Source organism: Bordetella parapertussis (assembly GCF_020735925.1).
GTDB lineage: Bacteria > Pseudomonadota > Gammaproteobacteria > Burkholderiales > Burkholderiaceae_B > Bordetella > Bordetella pertussis.
Window position 1 is genome coordinate 3,087,116 of the sequence record NZ_CP085971.1, and the last position, 19,253, is coordinate 3,106,368.

Annotated in this window: 22 protein-coding genes; 3 read left to right on the plus strand and 19 right to left on the minus strand. The window is 67.1% G+C overall.

Translation table 11 applies throughout. The features are described from left to right. On the plus strand, positions 1-1,101 hold the full coding sequence (locus LK409_RS14585; protein WP_010928994.1) for a PLP-dependent lyase/thiolase: 1,101 nt from the start codon (positions 1-3) through the stop codon (positions 1,099-1,101). Here the strand turns inward: LK409_RS14585 and LK409_RS14590 are convergent. From LK409_RS14590 to LK409_RS14680, 19 genes are all read right to left on the minus strand, one after another. After that, positions 1,098-2,018: a LysR substrate-binding domain-containing protein gene (locus LK409_RS14590; protein ID WP_041937266.1), complete on the minus strand. Its 921-nt coding sequence runs from the start codon at positions 2,016-2,018 to the stop codon at positions 1,098-1,100. The genes LK409_RS14585 and LK409_RS14590 overlap by 4 nt on opposite strands. 19 nt (positions 2,019-2,037) lie before the next feature. Continuing rightward, a complete protein-coding gene (gene recO, locus LK409_RS14595) occupies positions 2,038-2,625 on the minus strand; it encodes a DNA repair protein RecO (RefSeq protein WP_003813782.1) in 588 nt (195 codons plus the stop codon). After that, a complete protein-coding gene (gene era, locus LK409_RS14600) occupies positions 2,618-3,508 on the minus strand; it encodes a GTPase Era (protein WP_003813784.1) in 891 nt (296 codons plus the stop codon). Before era ends, recO begins: the two co-directional genes overlap by 8 nt. Next, a complete protein-coding gene (gene rnc, locus LK409_RS14605) occupies positions 3,505-4,266 on the minus strand; it encodes a ribonuclease III (RefSeq protein ID WP_023853248.1) in 762 nt (253 codons plus the stop codon). Before rnc ends, era begins: the two co-directional genes overlap by 4 nt. Before the next feature lie 5 nt (positions 4,267-4,271). Further along, on the minus strand, positions 4,272-5,156 hold the full coding sequence (lepB, locus tag LK409_RS14610) for a signal peptidase I (protein ID WP_010928996.1): 885 nt from the start codon (positions 5,154-5,156) through the stop codon (positions 4,272-4,274). Between the two features lie 22 nt (positions 5,157-5,178). Beyond that, positions 5,179-6,972: a translation elongation factor 4 gene (gene lepA, locus LK409_RS14615; protein WP_003813789.1), complete on the minus strand. Its 1,794-nt coding sequence runs from the start codon at positions 6,970-6,972 to the stop codon at positions 5,179-5,181. 130 nt (positions 6,973-7,102) lie between these two features. Next, entirely contained in the window at positions 7,103-8,590 is a 1,488-nt protein-coding gene (locus tag LK409_RS14620) for a DegQ family serine endoprotease (protein WP_003813791.1), read from the minus strand. 37 nt (positions 8,591-8,627) lie between these two features. Then, entirely contained in the window at positions 8,628-9,686 is a 1,059-nt protein-coding gene (locus LK409_RS14625) for a MucB/RseB C-terminal domain-containing protein (protein WP_042144922.1), read from the minus strand. After that, on the minus strand, positions 9,686-10,186 hold the full coding sequence (locus LK409_RS14630) for a sigma-E factor negative regulatory protein (RefSeq protein ID WP_003813794.1): 501 nt from the start codon (positions 10,184-10,186) through the stop codon (positions 9,686-9,688). Before LK409_RS14630 ends, LK409_RS14625 begins: the two co-directional genes overlap by 1 nt. A 12-nt stretch (positions 10,187-10,198) precedes the next feature. After that, positions 10,199-10,798: an RNA polymerase sigma factor RpoE gene (rpoE, locus tag LK409_RS14635; protein WP_003813797.1), complete on the minus strand. Its 600-nt coding sequence runs from the start codon at positions 10,796-10,798 to the stop codon at positions 10,199-10,201. Next, entirely contained in the window at positions 10,795-11,295 is a 501-nt protein-coding gene (locus tag LK409_RS14640; RefSeq protein ID WP_010928998.1) for a hypothetical protein, read from the minus strand. Before LK409_RS14640 ends, rpoE begins: the two co-directional genes overlap by 4 nt. A gap of 1 nt (position 11,296) precedes the next feature. Further along, the gene (gene fabF, locus LK409_RS14645) at positions 11,297-12,526 is read right to left on the minus strand and encodes a beta-ketoacyl-ACP synthase II (RefSeq protein WP_003813802.1); all 1,230 of its coding nucleotides are present in this window, start codon (positions 12,524-12,526) and stop codon (positions 11,297-11,299) included. Positions 12,527-12,715: 189 nt separating this feature from the next. Further along, positions 12,716-12,955, minus strand: coding sequence for an acyl carrier protein (gene acpP / locus LK409_RS14650; RefSeq protein ID WP_012248678.1), 240 nt, complete (start codon positions 12,953-12,955; stop codon positions 12,716-12,718). Positions 12,956-13,137: 182 nt separating this feature from the next. After that, the gene (fabG, locus tag LK409_RS14655) at positions 13,138-13,890 is read right to left on the minus strand and encodes a 3-oxoacyl-ACP reductase FabG (RefSeq protein WP_010929000.1); all 753 of its coding nucleotides are present in this window, start codon (positions 13,888-13,890) and stop codon (positions 13,138-13,140) included. 1 nt (position 13,891) lies between these two features. Beyond that, positions 13,892-14,827 (minus strand): ACP S-malonyltransferase, encoded by a 936-nt coding sequence (gene fabD / locus LK409_RS14660; RefSeq protein ID WP_010929001.1) that lies wholly within the window; start codon positions 14,825-14,827, stop codon positions 13,892-13,894. An 81-nt stretch (positions 14,828-14,908) separates the two neighbouring features. Beyond that, positions 14,909-15,895, minus strand: coding sequence for a beta-ketoacyl-ACP synthase III (locus LK409_RS14665; protein ID WP_041937267.1), 987 nt, complete (start codon positions 15,893-15,895; stop codon positions 14,909-14,911). Then, positions 15,895-16,953: a phosphate acyltransferase PlsX gene (plsX, locus tag LK409_RS14670; protein WP_003813826.1), complete on the minus strand. Its 1,059-nt coding sequence runs from the start codon at positions 16,951-16,953 to the stop codon at positions 15,895-15,897. Before plsX ends, LK409_RS14665 begins: the two co-directional genes overlap by 1 nt. A gap of 56 nt (positions 16,954-17,009) precedes the next feature. After that, positions 17,010-17,192 (minus strand): 50S ribosomal protein L32, encoded by a 183-nt coding sequence (gene rpmF / locus LK409_RS14675; RefSeq protein ID WP_003813827.1) that lies wholly within the window; start codon positions 17,190-17,192, stop codon positions 17,010-17,012. Positions 17,193-17,243: 51 nt separating this feature from the next. After that, positions 17,244-17,837: a YceD family protein gene (locus tag LK409_RS14680; RefSeq protein WP_010929003.1), complete on the minus strand. Its 594-nt coding sequence runs from the start codon at positions 17,835-17,837 to the stop codon at positions 17,244-17,246. A gap of 108 nt (positions 17,838-17,945) precedes the next feature. On the opposite strand from LK409_RS14680, the gene LK409_RS14685 reads away from it, so the two are divergent. Then, positions 17,946-18,545, plus strand: a complete 600-nt coding sequence (locus tag LK409_RS14685; RefSeq protein ID WP_003813831.1) for a Maf family nucleotide pyrophosphatase — start codon at positions 17,946-17,948, stop codon at positions 18,543-18,545. Then, positions 18,542-19,252, plus strand: a complete 711-nt coding sequence (locus LK409_RS14690) for an SAM-dependent methyltransferase (protein ID WP_010929004.1) — start codon at positions 18,542-18,544, stop codon at positions 19,250-19,252. Before LK409_RS14685 ends, LK409_RS14690 begins: the two co-directional genes overlap by 4 nt. Position 19,253 lies beyond the last annotated feature (1 nt).

Consider the following 19,253-nt stretch of genomic DNA (forward strand, 5'->3'; position numbering starts at 1 on the left):
ATGCTGATGAACCCCTCGCTGTCCCGCCTGCGCTGCCTGCGCTGTTCCCACGCCGTGCCGCCGGGCGACTACCCGGAAGGCTGCCCGCGCTGCCTGGCGGCCGGCTACCCGGCCTCGCTCGCATGCGAATACGAACCGGCCGATACGCAGCCGATGCCGCTGCCGGTCCTCGCGCCGATCACGCTGGGCGAAGGCCGCACGCCCTGCCTCGACGCGCCGGCGCTGGCGCATGCGCACGGGGTGGCGCAAGTCTGGCTGAAATGCGAAAGCGGCAACCCGACGGGCAGCCACAAGGACCGCATGGCTGCGCAACTGGTGTCGCGCGCGGTGCTGGCCGGCACCAAGCGGCTGGCGGCCGCGTCCAGCGGCAACGCCGGCGTGGCGCTGGCGGCCTACGGGGCCGCCGCCGGCCTGCGGGTGGACATCGCCATTGCGCCCACCTGCCCGCCGCGGCAACGCGCCGCCATGGAGCAGTTCGGCGCGCGCCTGCACAGCTTCGCCGACAGCCTGGCGCGCTGGCCCTACGTGGCGACGCTATGCCGCGACGAGGGCGCGTTCGCCGGCACCAACTATCTCAACCCGCCGGTCGGCACCCACCCTTACGGCGTGGAGGGCTACAAGCCGATCGCCGCCGAACTCGCTGCCCAGTGCGACAACCTGCCCACCGACATCATCGTGCCCACGGCCCGGGGCGATCTGCTGTGGGGCATCTGCCTGGGCTGGCAGGCGCTGTTGCGGCGCGGCGCGATCGCGCGGCTGCCGCGCCTGCATGCGGTGGAACCCTATCCCCGCCTGGCGCACGCGCTGGCCGCCGGCGATGCGCGCGGCGTGTGGGAACAGCCGACGGCGCAGTATTCCATCGCCGGCGGCACCGTGACCCTGCAATCGATGCAGGCCCTGGCGCGCAGCGGCGGACGGGCCGTGGATGTCGCGGACGAGCAGGCCGCGCGGGCCCGCGCGGCGCTGGGCGCGCTGGGCATCGCCGCCGAGCTGTCGTCGGCCGCGGCGCTTGCCGCCGTGCCGGCGCTCAAGGCTGCCGGCGCGCTGGACGCCAGGTCGCGCGTGGCGCTGATCCTGACCTCGGACGGGCGGCGCGACTAAACCTGCGCGTCGACGCCGAATTGCTCCACCAGCAGGGCCAGCGCGGCCCGCTGGCAGGTTGCCCAGTACTTGCCGGCGTTCGACAGCGGCCGGCTGCCATGGAGGATCATGTAGCACGCGAAATGCACGTCGGCGTCCAGCGGGCGGAACTCCAGCCCGGCCTGTGCCATGCCCATCGCCGTGGCCGGGTTGGCGATGCCCACGCCGTGGCCGGCCAGCGCCAGTTGGCAGACGGTGGACGAGTACGGCGTTTCGATGGCGGCGTGCGGCGCGATGCCGCGTTGCGCGAACACCGCATCTAGCCGCTTGCGCGAGCCGTCCTCGCGATTGAGCAGCACCAGGGCTGCGTCGGCCAGCTGCGACAGTTCCAGCTGCGCGAAACGCGCCAGCGCATGGCCGCGCGGAAACACCGCCACCGCGCCCAGGCGAGCCAGGCAATGGCCGCGCAGGCCTTGCAGCTCGGACTCGTCGGCCACCAGCGCCAGGTCCAGCTCGCCAGCCACCACCATGTCGCGCAAGGTATTGGAATCGCGCACCTGCAGGTACAGCGGCGTATCGGGATAACGGCCGCGAAAGCGCACCAGCGCCTGCTCGATCACCAGGCCGCTGTAGGCATGGATGGTACCCACGCGCAAGCGCGGCTGGCCCGCGCCCTTGATGGCGCGGATCTTGCGCCCGAGCGTCTCCAGGCCCAGGCTCTGGCGCCGGATTTCCTCGTACAGCAGATCGGCTTCGGGCGTGCGCACCATGCGCTGCCGCACGCGCTCGAACAGCCGCATCGAGATCGCCGTCTCCAGCGCCGCCAGCGTGGCGCTCACCGTGGCCGGCGAGACGTCGAGCCGGCGCGCGGCCGCGGTCACGCTTTCGGTTTCGTATACGGTGCGGAACGTCTCGACCTGCCTCAGCGTGAAAGTCATGGCGTGGTTCCGCACTGCGCTACAGGCGCTGCAGCTCGAGCAGCACCTTGCGCGTGGACAGCGGCCGGCCGGCCAGGTTGGCCTCCAGGCGTTCGCGCAGGTCCCGGCGCAGCGCCGGCTCGATGGCGGGATCGTTGAAATCGGGCTCGGCCTCGTCCAGGCCATAACCGGTCTCGCGCAGCAGGATCCATTCGAAGCGCCGCAACGCCCCGGCCGCGCGCGAGCCCGCCGACAATTGCGTCAGCGCGGTGTCGTAGGCGTCGTACAGCACCGGATGCGCGTCCTCGCGCGGCAACAGGCGCAGCAGCAGTTCGTTCATGTACCAGGCCGACATGAGCGCCGGGCCGCCCAGCGGCCGCACCCCGGCGATCTCGGCGCGCGTCATGGTCTTGACCTCGCCGGCGCCGCTCCAGGACAGGAGCAGCGGCTGGAATGCCGACAGCACCGGGCGCAACACCGAATAGGGACGCTTGGCGCCCTTGGCCACCAGCGCAATGCAGCCGTACTCGCGCGAGAACGCCTGGACGATCAGCGAGGTTTCGCGCCACGCCGTGGCGTGGAGCATATAGCCGGGAATGTCATGAACGCGCTGCGCGCGTCTACTCATAGCCCAGGTCGCGCAGCGCGCCTTCGCGGTCGGACCAGCCCTTGCGCACCTTGATGTAGATTTCCAGGTGCACGGGCATGTCCAGCAGCTTGGCGATATCCTGGCGCGCCTCCGTGGCGATGCGCTTCATGTGCATGCCGCCCGCGCCCAGCAGGATGGGCCGGTGGCTTTCGCGTTCGACCACCACGCAGGCGGCGATGCGCACTCCCCTCTCGGTTTCTTCCCATTGCTCGATGACCACGGTACAGCCATAGGGCAGTTCGTCGCCGACCAGGCGGAAGATCTTCTCGCGCACCAGCTCGGCCGCGATAAAGCGCACCGGCCGGTCGGTCAGGGTGTCTTCCTCGAACATGGGATCGCCTTGCGGCAAGCCGGCGGCGATCTCGTCGAGCAACTGGTCCAGCTGCTGGCCCTTGGTCGCGCTCACCGGCACGACCGCGTCATAGGCATGCAGCGCCATCAGCTTGCTGACGAACGGGAAGAGCTCGTCGCGGTTCTTCAGGGCGTCGATCTTGCTGACCACCAGGATGCTGCGGCGCGACTTGGGCAGCAGGGGCAGCAGCTTGGCGTCGCCTTCGGACCACTTGCCGGCCTCGACCACGTGCACCACGACGTCGACGTCGGCCAGCGCCTGCGTCACGACGCGGTTCATCATGCGATTCATGGCGCCGCCGTGGCGGGTCTGGAAACCCGGCGTATCGACGAACACGAACTGCTCGTGCTCGCGCGTGAGCACGCCATGGATGCGATGGCGGGTCGTCTGGGCCTTGCGCGACACGATCGATATCTTGGTGCCGATCAGCGCGTTGGTCAGGGTGGACTTGCCCACATTGGGGCGGCCGACGATGGCGACAAAGCCGGCGCGAAATTGCGGATTGCTCATTTAACCTCTTGGGCCACTGCCACGGGCAGCGACAATTGCGCGGTCTTGCGGGCCTTGCCCGACTTGCGCGCGGCACGCGCCGCTGGCAGCACGGCCTGGGCCGCCTCCAGGGCGACCTTGGCGGCGGATTGTTCGGCGGCGCGGCGGCTGGCGCCCGGCGCCACGATCTTGATCTCCAGCGCCGGGATGGCGCATTCGACCTCGAATTGCTGGCTGTGCGCGGCGCCATGCGTGGCCACCACGGTGTATTGGGGCAGCGCCAGCTTGCGGCCCTGCAGGAACTCCTGCAGCAGCGTCTTGGCATCCTTGCCCAGCGTCTTGGGGTCGACATGCGCCATGACGGGCTGGTACTGGCGCACGATGACCCGGCGCGCGGCCTCGAAGCCGGCATCCAGGAACACCGCGCCGAACAGCGCCTCGACCGTATCGGCCAGGATGGAGGGGCGGCGAAAGCCCCCGCTCTTGAGCTCGCCCTCGCCCAGGCGCAGGTATTGCGACAGGTCCAGCCGCTGGGCGATGTCGGCCAGCGAGGCCTGCTTGACCAGGTTGGCGCGCAGGCGCGACAGGTCGCCTTCGTCCAGCTTGCCGTAGCGCTCGAACAGCATCGCCGCGACGACGAAGTTCAGCACCGAGTCGCCGAGAAACTCCAGCCGCTCGTTATGGCGCGCACCGTGGCTGCGGTGCGTGAGCGCCTGCTCGAGCAGTGCCTTGTCACCGAAGCGGTGATCGAGGCGGGTTTCCAGCGTGGCAAGGGACATAGCGGTCAATGGAAGCGGCCAATGCGGCTCAAATCGCTGAAGTTCATCCAGACAAAAAATGCCTTCCCCACGATATTACCGTCTGGCACGAATCCCCAGTAGCGGCTGTCCGCACTATTGTCACGGTTGTCTCCCATGGCGAAATAATGGCCGGGGGGGACGGTACAGCGCACGCCGTTGCGGGCGTACTGGCAGTTCTGGATGTTGGGAAATTTCCAGATGGGGCCAAAATCCTGCATTTTCTGCTCATCAAGCAGGATTTTATGCTCCACTTCGCCGAGTTTTTCCTTGTACTGCGCAATATAAGACACGCGATCGGGCTCGAAATAATCCCCGTCGCGCTCATGCGGCACCAATTTTCCGTTGATGTACAGCTTCTTGTCCAGGTAGGCCACCTGGTCGCCCGGCAGGCCCACGATGCGCTTGATGTAGTCGACATCCGTATCGACCGGGTAGCGGAACACCACCACGTCGCCACGCTCCAGCGAGCCCGTTTCGATGATCTTGCGATCGATGATGGGCAGGCGGATGCCGTAGCTGAACTTGTTCACCAGGATCAGGTCGCCCGATTGCAGCGTGGGCAGCATGGACCCCGACGGAATGCGAAACGGCTCGACCACGAACGAGCGCAGCACGAACACGAACAGGATCACCGGGAAGAAGCTGACCGCATACTCGATCCACCAGGGCGCGCGGCGCGCCGCGTCGATGGCCTCGCGCCGCTCGCGGCCGGCCTGCTCGGCATCCGTGATGCCGGCGGCATCCACTTGCGCGGCCGCCGCCTGGGCCCGCCGTTCGCGTCGCTTGCGAAACAGCGCCAGATCCAATCCCCAGATAACGCCGGTAATCACCAGCAGTACAAAAAGTATCAGGGCAAAGTTCCAACTCATCGGGTAGGTCGCCTATCTGGTTTTACTTGTCTTCGACTTGCAGGATGGCGAGGAACGCCTCTTGCGGGATTTCCACGCTGCCGACCTGCTTCATGCGCTTCTTGCCGGCCTTCTGCTTTTCCAGCAACTTCTTCTTGCGCGAGATATCGCCGCCATAGCACTTGGCCAGCACGTTCTTGCGCAGCGCCTTGACGTTCTCGCGCGCGATGACCTCCGCGCCGATTGCCGCCTGGATGGCCACGTCGAACATCTGGCGCGGGATCAGGCCGCGCATGCGCGAAACCACCTCGCGCGCCCGGTAGCGCGCATTGTTGCGGTGCGCGATCATGGCCAGCGCATCGACGCGGTCGCCGTTGATCAGCAGATCCACCTTGACCACGTCGGCCGAGCGGTATTCCACGAACTCGTAGTCCATCGACGCATAGCCGCGCGACACCGATTTCAGTTTGTCGAAGAAATCGAGCACGATCTCGGCCAGCGGAATCTCGTAGGTCAGGTGCACCTGACGCCCGTGATAGCTCATGTTGAGCTGGACGCCGCGCTTGTTGTTGCACAGCGTCATCACCGGCCCCACGTATTCCTGGGGCATGAACAGCGTCACCTTGACGATGGGTTCGCGGATATCGGCGATCTTGGCGATTTCCGGCATGCGCGACGGGCTTTCGATGGTCACGACCGTGCCGTCGCGCTGTTCGACCTCATAGACCACCGATGGCGCGGTGGTGATGATGTCCATGTCGAACTCGCGCTCCAGGCGCTCCTGCACGATTTCCATGTGCAGCAGCCCCAGGAAGCCGCAGCGAAAGCCGAAGCCCAGCGCCTGCGACACTTCGGGTTCGAACATCAGCGCGGCGTCGTTGAGCTTCAGCTTTTCCAGCGAATCGCGCAGCTGGTCGTATTCGGAGCTTTCCACCGGATACAGGCCGGCGAACACCTGCGGCTTGACTTCCTTGAAGCCCGGCAGCGGCTCGGCCGCCGGCTTGCCCGCCAGGGTGATGGTGTCGCCCACCTTGGCGTGTTCCAGTTCCTTGATGCCGGCGATGACAAAGCCCACTTCGCCGGCCGACAACTCCGGCCGCGGCTGCGATTTGGGCGTGAACACGCCGATCTGCTCGCACAGATGCGTGGCGTGGGACGCCATCAGCAGGATCTTGTCCTTGGGCTTGAGCACGCCGTTGACGATGCGCACCAGCATGACCACGCCCACGTAGTTGTCGAACCACGAATCGATGATCAGCGCCTGCAGCGGCGCGGACGGATCGCCCTTGGGCGGCGGCACGCGCGCCACGATGGATTCGAGGATTTCGTCGATGCCCATGCCGGTCTTGGCGCTGGCCAGCACCGCCTCGGACGCGTCGATGCCGATCACGTCTTCGACCTCCTGGCGCGCGGCTTCCGGATCGGCCTGCGGCAGGTCCATCTTGTTGAGCACCGGCAGCACTTCCACGCCCAGCTCGATGGCCGTGTAGCAGTTGGCCACGGTCTGGGCCTCGACGCCCTGCGAGGCGTCGACCACCAGCAAGGCGCCTTCGCAGGCCGACAGCGAACGACTGACTTCGTACGAGAAATCGACGTGTCCGGGGGTATCGATCAGGTTGAGGTTGTAGACCGTGCCGTCCTGCGACTTGTACTGCAGGGACGCGGTCTGCGCCTTGATCGTGATACCCCGTTCGCGCTCGATATCCATGGAATCAAGCACTTGCGCGGACATTTCGCGCTCGGCCAGCCCCCCGCAACGGTGGATCAGGCGATCGGCGAGCGTCGATTTACCGTGATCGATGTGGGCAATGATGGAAAAGTTGCGGATATGCTGCATAGTGATTAATTAGGGACAGAGCAAACCGGCATATCGGTCGGACCGCGCCTTACGCGGGCGAGCCAAAAACGAGGGGGCGCCATGCGCCCCCTCGTTGCGGCAACCAGCCATTTTAGCCGGTTATTGAGCGCTATTTGCTGGCGGGCTGCACCGCGACCCATTGGGTCTGGTCGCCGCGGCGTACCAGCAGGCCGGCGGCCTTTTTCTTGTCCAGGCGCGACACCAGCTTGTTGAACTGGGCCGCGTCCGTGACGTCGGTGTCGTTGACCGCCAGCACGATGTCGCCTTCCTGCAGGCCTGCCTGCGCGGCCGCGCCCTCGGCCACGCGCACCTGCGCCCCGCCCTTGATGCGCAGCTTGCGCTGCGTATCGGACGGCACGTCGACGACGCCCAGGCCCAGGTGGTTCTCGGCCGTCGGCTCGGCCTGCTTGCCCTCGTCCGCGGTCGCGGCGCTGCGATCGGACTTCAGCTCGGCCACCTTGACCGACAGGGTCACGTTGCGGCCCTTGCGCCAGACGTCCATCTTGGCGCTGGTGCCCGGCTTGGTCTCGCCCACGATGCGCGGCAGATCGGACCAGCGCTTGATGGGCTCGCCGTTGAACTTCAGGATCACGTCGCCGGGCTGCACGCCGGCCGACTCGGCCGGGCCTTCGGCCTCGACGCTGCTGACCAGCGCGCCTTCGGCGCGCGGCAGGCCGATGGCGTCGGCCACGTCCTTGCCGACCTCGCCGATCTGCACGCCGATACGGCCGCGCGTCACCTTGCCGGTGGCACGCAACTGGTCGACCACGCGCATGGCCTCATCGATGGGAATGGCCAGCGAAATGCCCATGAAGCCGCCGCTGCGCGAAATGATCTGCGAGTTGATGCCCACGGCCTCGCCCTGCAGGTTCAGCAGCGGCCCGCCCGAGTTGCCCGGGTTGACGGCCACGTCGGTCTGGATGAAGGGCAGGTATTCGCCGGTATCGCGGCCGATGGCGCTGACGATGCCCGCGGTGACGGTGGAGTCCAGGCCGAACGGCGAACCGATGGCCAGCACCCACTGCCCCTTCTTCAGCGTCTTGGGATCGCCGATGGTCAGCGGCGTCATGTCCTTGGCGTCGATCTTGATCAGGGCCACGTCGGTGCGGTCGTCCGAACCGATCACCTTGGCCTTGAACTCGCGCCCGTCGGTCAGGGTGACGTAGATATCGGTGGCATCGCTGATCACGTGGTTGTTGGTCAGGATGTAGCCATCGGCCGAGATGAAGAAGCCCGACCCCACGCCGCGCGGAATGGTGCGCTCTTCAGGCTGGGGCTGCGGCTGCTTGCGGCGCTGGCCGGGCGCCGGGCCGGGCGGCTGGAAATCGGGGCCGAAGAACCAGCGGAACAATTCGTACGGATCGTTGCCGCCGCCCGGGCCGCCGCGCACCGGCACGGTGGCCGTGGTACGGATGTTGACAACGGCGGGCTCGACTTTCTCGACGATCCCGGTGAAATCGGGTAACGCCACCGCGGGGGGGGCGACCTGCGTCTGCGCCTGGACTTGCGTGCCCGCGGCGGTTACTGCCATGAACGCGACCAGCGCGGCCGCGCCGAAGCGCCGGAAAAAAAGGTTCGACACTGTAATTGCTTTCATAGAGAGCTCCGAAAAGACCCCAGTACCCTTTGCGGGCTTATTGTTGTTTCGCCGCATCCACCGGCACATATTCGGTGGTTTCGGCCAGTTGCTCCAGCGTGCCGGCCGGGACTTCGCCCAGCGCCGTCAGCCAGAAATCGGCGATGCGCGTACCGTAGATATTGATCGCGCCACGCCGGGCCAGCCCCTCGGGGGGATGCGCGTGCCGGCGCGAATCGTACGGTTCGATGAATACGGAAATGGCGGCCAGGCCATCGGACAGCACCAATTGGTTGACAGTGGCCGGCCCCATGGAGCGCGCCACCTGCAGGACTGCCGAGAACCCCTTGGGCGCCGTGATGCGCCAGCCTTGCGCGGCCAGATCGACCGGCTTCATGACGGGTTCGAGCACACGCCAGTCGCGCGTGCTCCAGCGCGAAGTCAGCATGGCCGGGTCCACGTCGCCGCCCAGGCGGATCGAGGTGAACGACACCTGCTCGACCACCCGGCGCGCGGCGTCCAGCGTCTGCGCCTTCAGCAGCAGGTTGGTGGCCACGTCGGCGCACAGGCGATAACCGTAACGCAGCGCATCGCGCGGCTCGACGGTGATCAGCCGGCATTGGCGATCCGCGACGCGGTGCAACTGCGATTCGGCCCGGATGTGGTAGTTCTCGGCCAGGCCGGCCGGATCGCCCAGCAGCAGGCCGGGGAAGCGGTCGCCGCGGCGCCGCTCCAGCAACACCGTCTTGCGCTCGGGGATGAGGCACTGCACGTCTTCGTTGTGGCGCAGGTATTCGCGCGGCTGGCCGTCGAGGATCTCGAGGCGCTCGCGCTCACCGGTGCCGTCGAGCACGTGCACCAGGCGCGAGGACTGGATCGACTCGCCCTGCTGGTACATGAACACGCCGGCGTAGTCCTGCTTGCGGGCGGCCTGCTGGATGCTGGAGAGCAGCAATACGGGGTCTTCGGGCACCGCCGGCGCGGCAGCCCGGACCGGCCGTGCGTAAATGGCCATCAGGCCCATCAGCACCGCCATAGCCGCCAGGCTGGCCGTCTGTCGCTGTCGCCACGTCATGCGCCCCAATGCGGGCCGGCGCATGTAAAGCAACGGTGTCATCAACGTCCTGCTCCGGCGTCGAAGGATACCTGGCGCACGGCGCTGGGGCCCGCCACCTGGCGATGCGCTTCGAGGTAATCGCGCAGGCCGGCGTCATCGCCCGCGGACGCCGGCGTCGCATCGGCCAGCACCCGGGTTTCACCCGTCGGCGCGCCCGTGAGATAGGGTTGCGCCACCCAGGCCACGGTGGCTACGGCGGCTGCCACGGCCAGCCCGGACAGGCCCAGGCGCAAGGGCGAGCGGCGCCGCGGCGCCGCCACGATGGGCAGCTCGGCCTCCAGCGCGCGGGCCAGGCGGGCCTGGAACTGGGCGCTGGGACTGACTGCGAGATCGGCGTTGCGCAGGGCATCGCCAATCAGATGATATGTATCCCAAGTCTGGCGCCCATGCGGGTGCGACATCTCGGGGAAAAAGTCCTCGGACCCTTCGCCGTCCATCCAGGCGGAAACCGACTCCTCCCAGGAGGATTCGGCGGTCAGGGACTTGGCTGCGGTTTGCATGACTGCCACTCCTTACCAGCGACGCTCGGCATCGGTGTCCAGCAAAGGGCGCAACCGACTGGCAATGGCCTCGCGCGCTCTGAATATGCGCGAACGAACCGTGCCAATCGGGCAATCCATGCTCTGGGCGATGTCTTCGTAACTCATACCTTCAATCTCACGCAGGACGATGGCGGTGCGCAATTCCTCGGGCAACTCCTCGATGGCCGCGTTCACCGTCTCGGCGATCTCGCGGGTTGCGGCCATGGATTCCGGCGTGCTTATGTCGGTTAGGTTGTCGGTTTCGTTAAAAGTTTCACCATCTTCGGTTTCAATTGCGTTGGGCGCGCTCGGACGGCGTCCGGACGAGGCCAGCCAATTGCGGGCCGTATTGATGGCGATACGATACAACCAGGTATAGAAGGCGCTGTCCCCGCGAAACTGCGGCAGGGCCCGGTACGCCTTGATAAAGGCTTCCTGCGCGACATCCTCGATTTCGGCCGGATCGCGGATCATGCGCGCCAGCAGGCGGAGGATCTTGCGCTGATACTTCAGGACCAGCAGATCGAAGGCTTTCTTGTCGCCACGTTGTACGCGCGCGACAAGTTCGGCGTCGACATCGCGTTCGCTCATGACGCCTCCCAACTCGTCGCCGCCTGCCCCTGCGCCGCTGTCGCCAGCAGGCGCAGGCGGCGCCAGTGCCCGGGCGGCAATGCCGGCCGCCAGACGGTGCAGATGATTTTGCTATTTGTAACCCGAGGCCCCGCCTCGGCGTCAAGCCCAAGCTCCAGGCGCAGCCACAGCGGCCCCTGGCGGACCGCCAGCAAGCGTGCTTGCACCCAGCCACGCCCGCCCAGCACGCGCCAGCCGCCCGGCACGGGCGCCGCGCACAGGGCCGGCGCGCCGCCGCGGCTGCCACGCAGCCACAGCAGCCCGCCCAGCCCGCCCGCGGCGACAGCCAGCATGCCCGCGGACAGCGGCGCCAGCCATTGCAGTTGAACGAGCGCCACCGCCGCGCTGCCGGCAGCCGCCAGCACGGCCAGCCACCCCAGCGCCACCGCCAGGGCCGGCACCCTCACCGGCAAGCGCAGATGCCAACGGTTATCGAAAATACCGCCGTCCGGGTTCAACTCAGACCCGACGAACGGCCATCGAACCGTTGGTGCCGCCAAACCCGAACGAATTCGACAGGCCGATCTCGATCTTCATGGGCCGCGCCTCGTTGGCGCAGTAATCCAGGTCGCACTCCGGATCCTGGTTGAAGATGTTGATGGTCGGCGGCGAAATCTGGTTATGGACGGCCAGGGTCGTGAATACGGCTTCGATCCCGCCAGCGGCGCCCAGCAGGTGCCCGGTCATGGATTTGGTCGAATTCACCACCAGCTTGGAGGCATGGTCGCCGAAAGCCAGTTTCAACGCGTCGGTTTCGTTCTTGTCGCCCAGCGGCGTGGACGTGCCGTGCGCATTGACATAGGAAACCTCGTCGGCATTGATGCCGCCGTTGCGCAGCGCATTGAGAATGCCGCGGCGCGGGCCGTCCTTGTCGGGGGCGGTGATATGGTGCGCGTCGGAGCTCATGCCGTAGCCGGCCAGTTCGCCGTAGATGCGCGCGCCGCGCTTCTTGGCATGCTCGTACTCTTCGAGCACCAGCACGCCGGCGCCTTCGCCCAGCACGAAACCATCGCGGTCGCGGTCCCAGGGACGCGAGGCGGTGGTCGGATCGTCGTTGCGCGTCGACAGCGCGCGCATCGCGGCAAAGCCGCCGATGCCCAGCGGCGAGACGGTCGATTCGGCCCCGCCGGCAAGCATGACGTCGGCATCGCCGTATTCGATCAGGCGCGCGGCATCGCCGATGCAATGCAGGCCGGTGGTGCACGCGGACACGACCGCGTAGCTCGGGCCCTTCATGCCATAGGCGATGGAGAGCTGGCCGGAAATGAGATTGATCAACGACGCAGGCACGAAGAACGGCGAAATGCGGCGCGGTCCCTTGGCCAACATCTCGGTCTGGGTTTCTTCGATGCGCGGCAGGCCACCGATGCCCGACCCCACGATCACGCCAATGCGCTCGGCATTGGTTTCGGTGACCTCAAGGCCGCAATCGCGCCACGCCTGCATGCCGGCGGCCAGGCCATAATGGATGAAGGTATCCATCTGGCGGGCTTCTTTGGCGGGCATGTACTGGGTGACGTCGAAATCCTTGACCTCGCCGGCGATGTGTGTCGTCAGCGGGGTAGGGTCGAAACGGGAGATGCGGCTGATGCCGGAACGTCCGTTGACGATATTGTCCCAGGCGCTGGCAATGTCGTTGCCCACGGGGCTAACGATACCCAGGCCGGTGATGACGACTCGTCGCTTCACGGAAGACTCCTCAAACAGACAAAATAAAGGCGGTTTTCGGGAAGCACTGCGCGCGCGGACCGCAAGACCACGGGAAGGCCGTTACTTCCTCCCCGCACGCGGACCGCACGGCATTCCTGAAACCGCCCCGATTCCCGGCGCCGCCCCGAAGTGTTCGATCCGGGCGCGCGGGAGGATACAGGCTTTAGCTTACTGCTTACCGTGCGAATTGATGTAGTCAACCGCTTGCTGCACGGTAGTGATCTTTTCGGCCTCTTCGTCGGGGATCTCGGTCTCGAATTCGTCTTCGAGCGCCATGACCAGTTCGACCATGTCGAGCGAATCGGCACCGAGGTCGTCAAGGAAGGAGGACTCGTTCTTGATCTCGGCTTCGTTCACGCCAAGTTGTTCAGCGACGATCTTCTTGACGCGCTGTTCGATGCTTTCCATGCAGATCTCCAATTGGGAAAAATCCCGCGAATTATAGCCAAGCGTAGAGGAATGCAAACGCCAGGCCGTGACAAAAATAACACCGCATCCGTTCCGGCCCCTACCGGGCCGCTATCCAGGTGCGCGGCGTTTCCACAGAAACGCGCGGCTGGGCTTGGATGGGCCGCGCCGCGCGCTTCTCACTATTGCATATACATGCCGCCGTTGACGTGCAGCGTGGTACCGGTAATGTAACCCGCCTGCGGCCCGGCCAGAAAGGCGACCGCATGGGCGATGTCGGCGGGCGCGCCCAGGCGGCCCAGCGGAATCTGCTGCAGCAGCGCCGCCGTCTGGTCTTCGCCCAGGATACGCGTCATATCGGTATCGATAAAGCCGGGCGCCACGCAGTTGACGGTGATGTTGCGGCTGCCGAGCTCGCGCGCCAGCGCCCGCGCCATGCCCGCCACGCCGGCCTTGGCGGCGGCGTAGTTGGCCTGGCCAGCGTTGCCGCTTGCGCCCACCACCGACGTGATATTGATGATCCGGCCCCAACGCGCCTTCATCATGCCGCGCAGCACGGCGCGCGACAGGCGGAAGACCGCCGCCAGGTTGGTATCGATGACGGCCGACCAGTCGTCGTCCTTCATGCGCATGGCCAGCGTGTCGCGCGTGATGCCGGCGTTGTTGACCAGGATGTGCGGGCCGCCGCCATCCTTGCCAAGCTGCTCGATCAGCGCCTCGCAGGCCTGGGCATCGGTCACGTCCAGCACCACGCCCCGCCCGCCCTGGGCGGCCAGCGCCTCGGTGATGGCCTGGGCGCCCGCCTCGGACGTGGCCGTACCGACCACCGTGGCGCCGCGCGCCGCCAGTTCCTGGGCTATGGCGCGGCCGATGCCGCGCGTCGCGCCGGTCACCAGCGCGATCTTGCCCTGCAGTTCCGTGGAGGTATTTTCCATGTCAGTTCCCGTTTACAGCCGCCAGCGCCGCTTCCAGCGAGGCCGGGTCGGTGATGGCGATGCCCGTCAGGTCGGCATCGATGCGTTTGGTCAGGCCGGTCAGCACCTTGCCCGGACCGCATTCGATCACGTGGGTGACGCCAAGTTCCTTCATGGCGCGCAGCGTCTCGACCCAGCGTACAGGATGCCATGCCTGGCGCACCAGCGCGTCGCGGATGGCCGCCGGTTCGGCAGGCGTGGCGACGTCGACATTGTTGAGCACCGGCACTTGCGGCGCAGACACCGCCACGCCGGCCAGCGCGCCCTGCAGCACCTCGGCGGCGGGCTTGAGCAGGCTGGAGTGAAACGGCGCCGACACCGGCAGCAACAGCGCGCGCTTGGCGCCGGCCGCCTTGGCGGCTTCGCAGGCGCGCTCGACCGCGGCCTTGTGGCCCGCGATGACGACTTGTGCCGGCGCATTGAAATTGACGACCTCGACCACTTCGCCCTGGGCAGCCTGCTGGCAGGCGGCACGCACGGCGTCGTCGTCCAGGCCGAGCACCGCCGCCATGGCGCCGGCGCCCACCGGCACCGCGGCCTGCATGGCGTCGGCGCGCACGCGCACCAGGCGCACGGCATCTTCCAGCGCCAGCGCGCCGGCGGCCGTCAGCGCGGCGTATTCGCCCAGGCTATGGCCGGCCATCACCTCGGGCATGGGCCCGCCCGCCGCGCGCCAGGCGGCAAAGCAGGCCGCACCGGCGGTCAGCATGGCCGGCTGGGTGTTGGTGGTGAGATTGAGTTGCTCGGCCGGGCCTTGCGCCATCAGGGCGCCCAGGTCCTGGCCCAGCGCGGCGCTGGCACGCGCCACGACGTCGGCCACGGCGGCATTGCCGGCCCATGCATCGAGCATGCCGACAGATTGGGAGCCTTGACCGGGAAAGACAAACGCCAGCTTCATGATTGTCCCTAGACAGAATTCGGTATGGAGGAATGGCGGCGTGCGCGGTCGCGCACAGGCGCGCGCAGCGCGCCCTTCCGCCTACATGCGGGCCAGCACGGAGCCCCAGGTGAAGCCGCCGCCCACGCCTTGCATGAGTACCAGCTGGCCCGGCTTGACGCGCCCGTCGCGGCGCGCGACATCCAGCGCCAGCGGCACGCTGGCCGCCGAGGTGTTGGCATGCTGGTCCACGGTGATGACGACCCGTTCGGTCGGCACGCGCAGCTTGCGCGCCAGGAAATTCAGGATGCGCACGTTGGCCTGGTGCGGGATCAGCCAATCGATATCGTCGACCTCGACGCCAGCCTCGGCGCAGACATCGCGCGCCGAACGGTCGAGCACCGTGACCGCCTGCTTGAACACCGCCTGGCCGTCCATGCGAAGGAAGGGATCGCCGGTGACGTCCCCGTACGCGACGTTGCCCGCGGCGCAGAGAATCTTGGTCTGGCTGCCATCGGCATGCAGGTGCGCGGCCAGGATGCCCGGCTCGTCGGCCGCCTTGAGCACGACGGCGCCGGCGCCATCGCCGAACAGCACGCAGGTGCCGCGGTCGTTCCAGTCGAGAATGCGCGAGAAGACTTCGGCGCCGATCACCAGCGCGCAGCGCGCGCGGCCGGCGCGAATGAAGCTGTCGGCGGTGGTCATGGCGTAGACGAAGCCGCTGCAGACGGCCTGCACGTCAAAGGTCGCGCCGCCCTTGGCGCCCAGGTTGGCCTGCACCAGGCAGGCCGTGCTGGGGAAGACGTAGTCCGGCGTCGACGTGGCGACGATGATCATGTCGATCTCGTCGGCCTGCACCCCGGCGTCGTCCATGGCGCGGCGCGCCGCCTCGGTGGCCAGCTGGCTGGTGGTCACGCCACGCTCGGCCAGGTGGCGCTGCCGGATGCCGGTGCGCTCGACGATCCACTCGTCGGACGTGGAAATTTGCCGCGTCGCCAGCTCGGCGGCCAGATCGTCGTTGGTGACGACGCGTTCGGGAAGGTAGCCGCCCGAACCGGCGATCTTGGCGTATTTCATAGCTTTTTCCATCAAGCGGTGTCCCCAGCCGCGCCGGGCGCGACGGCCTCGCCCGATTGCACGCGCTGGGTTATCTGCGCAACAGTCTGCGCCGTGCGCTCGAGCAGTTTACTCGCCACGGCTTCGCGTGCGCGCTGCAGCGCGAAACCGAACGCGTACGCATCGGCTGAACCGTGGCTCTTGATGACCACGCCGCGCAGGCCAAGCAGGGCCGCGCCATTGTAGCGGCGGTTGTCTACCCGGTTGCGCAGGCGGTTTAGCACCGGCTTGGCGAAGGCGCCAGCCAGCAGGGTAATGAAATTGCGCTTGAACTCTTCGCGGATGACGCTGGACAGCATCTTGGCCAGCCCTTCGACGGACTTCAGCACGACATTGCCGACAAAGCCGTCGCAGACGACCACGTCGACCGTGCCCTTGAAGATGTCGTTGCCTTCGACGTTGCCGTAGAAGTTGAGCGGACTGGCGCGCAGCAGCTCGGCGGCCTCCTTGACCACCTCGTTGCCCTTGATGATCTCTTCGCCGATGTTGAGCAGCCCCACCGTGGGCCGGTCGCGATGATCGACCGCCTGGGACAGGGCCGCGCCCATGATGGCGAACTGCAGCAGGTGCTCGGCCGAGCAGTCGACATTGGCGCCCAGGTCGAGCACGGTCGTGGCGCGGCCGGTCTGGTTGGGGATGGACGTGGCAATGGCCGGACGGTCGATGCCATCCAGCGTCTTGAGCACGTAGCGGGAAATCGCCATCCAGGCGCCGGTATTGCCGGCCGAGATGCAGGCGTCGGCGCGGCCGTCCTTGACCGCCTGCGCCGCCAGGCGCATGGACGAGTCTTTCTTGCGGCGCAACGCGACCTCGACCGGGTCGTCCATGGAGACGACTTCGGTCGCGGGCACGATGTCCAGGCGATCGCGCGGCGCATCGCGCCGCTCGGCCAGGGCCGCCTCGATCGCGTCGGGAAGCCCGACCAGCAACAGCCGGGTATCCGGAAATTGCCGGGCGAACTCGATCGCGGCCGGAATCGTGACGGGCAGGCCGAAGTCACCACCCATGCAGTCTATAGCGATGCGTATCACGGGTGCCAGGTCAGCGTTCTGCCCAGGAGGTCCGGTTCGCGAGTTCGGCCGCGGCCTTATTCGTCAGCCTTGGTCTTCAGGACCTTGCGGCCACGGTAGAAGCCATTGGGGCTGATATGGTGGCGCAGGTGGGTTTCGCCGGTGTTGGGCTCGATGGCCGTTGCCGGGTTGACCAGAAAATCGTGCGAGCGGTGCATGCCGCGCTTGGACGGGGACTTCTTGTTTTGTTGAACAGCCATGATGACTCCTAGAAACGGGCCGCATTGTACGCGATCCGACCCGAGTTGATCTCAATCCTTGTGCTTCAGTTGCTCAAGCACCGCAAAAGGCGACGGACGCTTGACAGCGGGCTCTTGGGAAGCCTCGCCGGACTCGGCCTGCGCACCCGGACAGACATCATGCCGGGGCACATAGGGGACGCTCAGAATCAGCTCGTCCTCAACCTGGGCCAACAGGTCGAAATTGTGCGAACCCACCACCTTTTCAGGCAGGTCGTCCGCGAAATCTTCATCTTGCGTCTCGCTCAGGTCTTCGTCGAGGTCTTCCTCGGACTTGACCAGTTGCAGCGCCACCGTGTTGTCGACTGGGTAGACGAACGGCTGGTTGCAACGCTGGCACACCAGCATCGGCGCCGCCCGCACCCGCAACCGCAGAAGCGGCTGCCCGGATATCGGGTGGCCGGTGCGGCTGCTGCCCTGCCCCGTCCCGCCCTCGACCGCCCAGCGCGCCAGGCCCGCCTCGCCGCCAGGCTGCTCGGGCAGCCCCTCCATGAAGCGCGTAAGCCGCACCAGGGGAACCGAGCCCTCCAGCCGCTTGGCCTGCCGCGCAAACATGAACGCATCAATGTGGCTTTGTGCATTTTGCGCGTCCGTCCCGCTACCCATAGCCTCACCGTCAGGCGCGCCCTGCGTAGTGCTCATATCGAACTTCCTGCAAAAATGCCGCAAAACATTGGATAATACCGTGGCTTACTGAACATCGTCAAATAACGCATGCCCGCCATCCCTCCAAAGCTGATCCTCGCATCGAGCTCGCGCTATCGCCGCGAGTTGCTGTCCCGCCTGCGCCTGCCGTTTACCGCCATTTCGCCCGATGTGGACGAAACGCCACAGCCTGGCGAAGCGCCCGCCGACCTGGCGCTGCGCCTGTCGGTCGCCAAGGCGATGGCCGTGGCCGCCACCCACCCGGGCAGCGTGGTGATCGGCTCGGACCAGGTCGCCACCGTCGACGGCGACCCCATCGGCAAGCCGGGCGGGTTCGAGCGCGCCCGCGAACAATTGCGCCGGCTGTCCGGGCGCGCCGTGGAATTCCACAGCGCCATGGCCGTCACCGACGGCGTGCACACGGAAACGGCGGATATTGTCACGCTGTGCCGTTTCCGCACGTTGACCGATGCGGCCATCGACGCCTACCTGCGCGCCGAGGAACCCTACGATACCGCAGGCAGCGCCAAGGCCGAAAGCCTGGGCATCGCGCTGATGGACAGCATCCGGAGCGACGACCCCACCGCCATCATCGGCCTGCCGCTGATCGCGCTGACGCGCATGCTGGGCCGCTTCGGCCTGGATCCGCTGACGGGCCATCCGGCATGAGCGGCGCCCTGCACCTGATCCCGGTCGGCCTGGGCGATGCGCCGCCGGAGCGCTGGCTGCCGGCCGACGTGCGCGCGCTGGCGGGCCGGCTCGACACCTATATCGCCGAGAACGCCAAGACGGCGCGCGCCTTCCTGAAGCTGCTGGGCACCGTGCGGCCGCTGCAGGAAATCACCATCCACACCCTGACCGACGCCGTGCCGGCCGGCCAGATAGAACAATGGCTGGCGCCGCTGCGCGGCGGCGCCGAAATCGGCCTGGTGTCGGAGGCCGGCTGCCCCGCCGTGGCCGACCCCGGCGCGAAGGTGGTGGCGGCGGCCCATCGCCTGGGCCTGGCCGTGCGCCCCTGGGTCGGCCCCTCGTCCATCCTGCTGGGGCTGATGGCCAGCGGCCTGGACGGCCAGCGCTTCGCCTTCCACGGCTACGCGCCGGTCGACCCGGCCGAGCGCGCCCGGCAACTGCGCGCCTGGGAGCAGCACTCCACCCGCCACGACCAGACCCAGATCCTGATCGAAACCCCCTACCGCAACGGCGCCATGTTCGCCACCCTGCTGGCGGCGCTGCGCCCCGACACCCGCCTGTGCATCGCGCGCGCGCTCACTACCGGGGACGAACTGGTGCAAACGCGCACCATCGCCGACTGGAAGAGGCAGCCGGCGCCCGAGCTGGACAAGAAGCCCACGCTGTTCCTGTTCCTGGCCCGCTGAC

Excerpts from the sequence above, each read along its gene's own strand:
- LK409_RS14585 (WP_010928994.1), top strand. The coding sequence starts at position 1 with ATGCTGATGAACCCCTCGCTGTCCCGCCTGCGCTGCCTGCGCTGTTCC.
- LK409_RS14590 (WP_041937266.1), bottom strand. The coding sequence starts at position 2,018 with ATGACTTTCACGCTGAGGCAGGTCGAGACGTTCCGCACCGTATACGAA.
- recO (WP_003813782.1), bottom strand. The coding sequence starts at position 2,625 with ATGAGTAGACGCGCGCAGCGCGTTCATGACATTCCCGGCTATATGCTC.
- era (WP_003813784.1), bottom strand. The coding sequence starts at position 3,508 with ATGAGCAATCCGCAATTTCGCGCCGGCTTTGTCGCCATCGTCGGCCGC.
- rnc (WP_023853248.1), bottom strand. The coding sequence starts at position 4,266 with ATGTCCCTTGCCACGCTGGAAACCCGCCTCGATCACCGCTTCGGTGAC.
- lepB (WP_010928996.1), bottom strand. The coding sequence starts at position 5,156 with ATGAGTTGGAACTTTGCCCTGATACTTTTTGTACTGCTGGTGATTACC.
- lepA (WP_003813789.1), bottom strand. The coding sequence starts at position 6,972 with ATGCAGCATATCCGCAACTTTTCCATCATTGCCCACATCGATCACGGT.
- LK409_RS14620 (WP_003813791.1), bottom strand. The coding sequence starts at position 8,590 with ATGAAAGCAATTACAGTGTCGAACCTTTTTTTCCGGCGCTTCGGCGCG.
- LK409_RS14625 (WP_042144922.1), bottom strand. The coding sequence starts at position 9,686 with ATGACACCGTTGCTTTACATGCGCCGGCCCGCATTGGGGCGCATGACG.
- LK409_RS14630 (WP_003813794.1), bottom strand. The coding sequence starts at position 10,186 with ATGCAAACCGCAGCCAAGTCCCTGACCGCCGAATCCTCCTGGGAGGAG.
- rpoE (WP_003813797.1), bottom strand. The coding sequence starts at position 10,798 with ATGAGCGAACGCGATGTCGACGCCGAACTTGTCGCGCGCGTACAACGT.
- acpP (WP_012248678.1), bottom strand. The coding sequence starts at position 12,955 with ATGGAAAGCATCGAACAGCGCGTCAAGAAGATCGTCGCTGAACAACTT.
- fabG (WP_010929000.1), bottom strand. The coding sequence starts at position 13,890 with ATGGAAAATACCTCCACGGAACTGCAGGGCAAGATCGCGCTGGTGACC.
- fabD (WP_010929001.1), bottom strand. The coding sequence starts at position 14,827 with ATGAAGCTGGCGTTTGTCTTTCCCGGTCAAGGCTCCCAATCTGTCGGC.
- LK409_RS14665 (WP_041937267.1), bottom strand. The coding sequence starts at position 15,895 with ATGGAAAAAGCTATGAAATACGCCAAGATCGCCGGTTCGGGCGGCTAC.
- rpmF (WP_003813827.1), bottom strand. The coding sequence starts at position 17,192 with ATGGCTGTTCAACAAAACAAGAAGTCCCCGTCCAAGCGCGGCATGCAC.
- LK409_RS14680 (WP_010929003.1), bottom strand. The coding sequence starts at position 17,837 with ATGGGTAGCGGGACGGACGCGCAAAATGCACAAAGCCACATTGATGCG.
- LK409_RS14685 (WP_003813831.1), top strand. The coding sequence starts at position 17,946 with ATGCCCGCCATCCCTCCAAAGCTGATCCTCGCATCGAGCTCGCGCTAT.
- LK409_RS14690 (WP_010929004.1), top strand. The coding sequence starts at position 18,542 with ATGAGCGGCGCCCTGCACCTGATCCCGGTCGGCCTGGGCGATGCGCCG.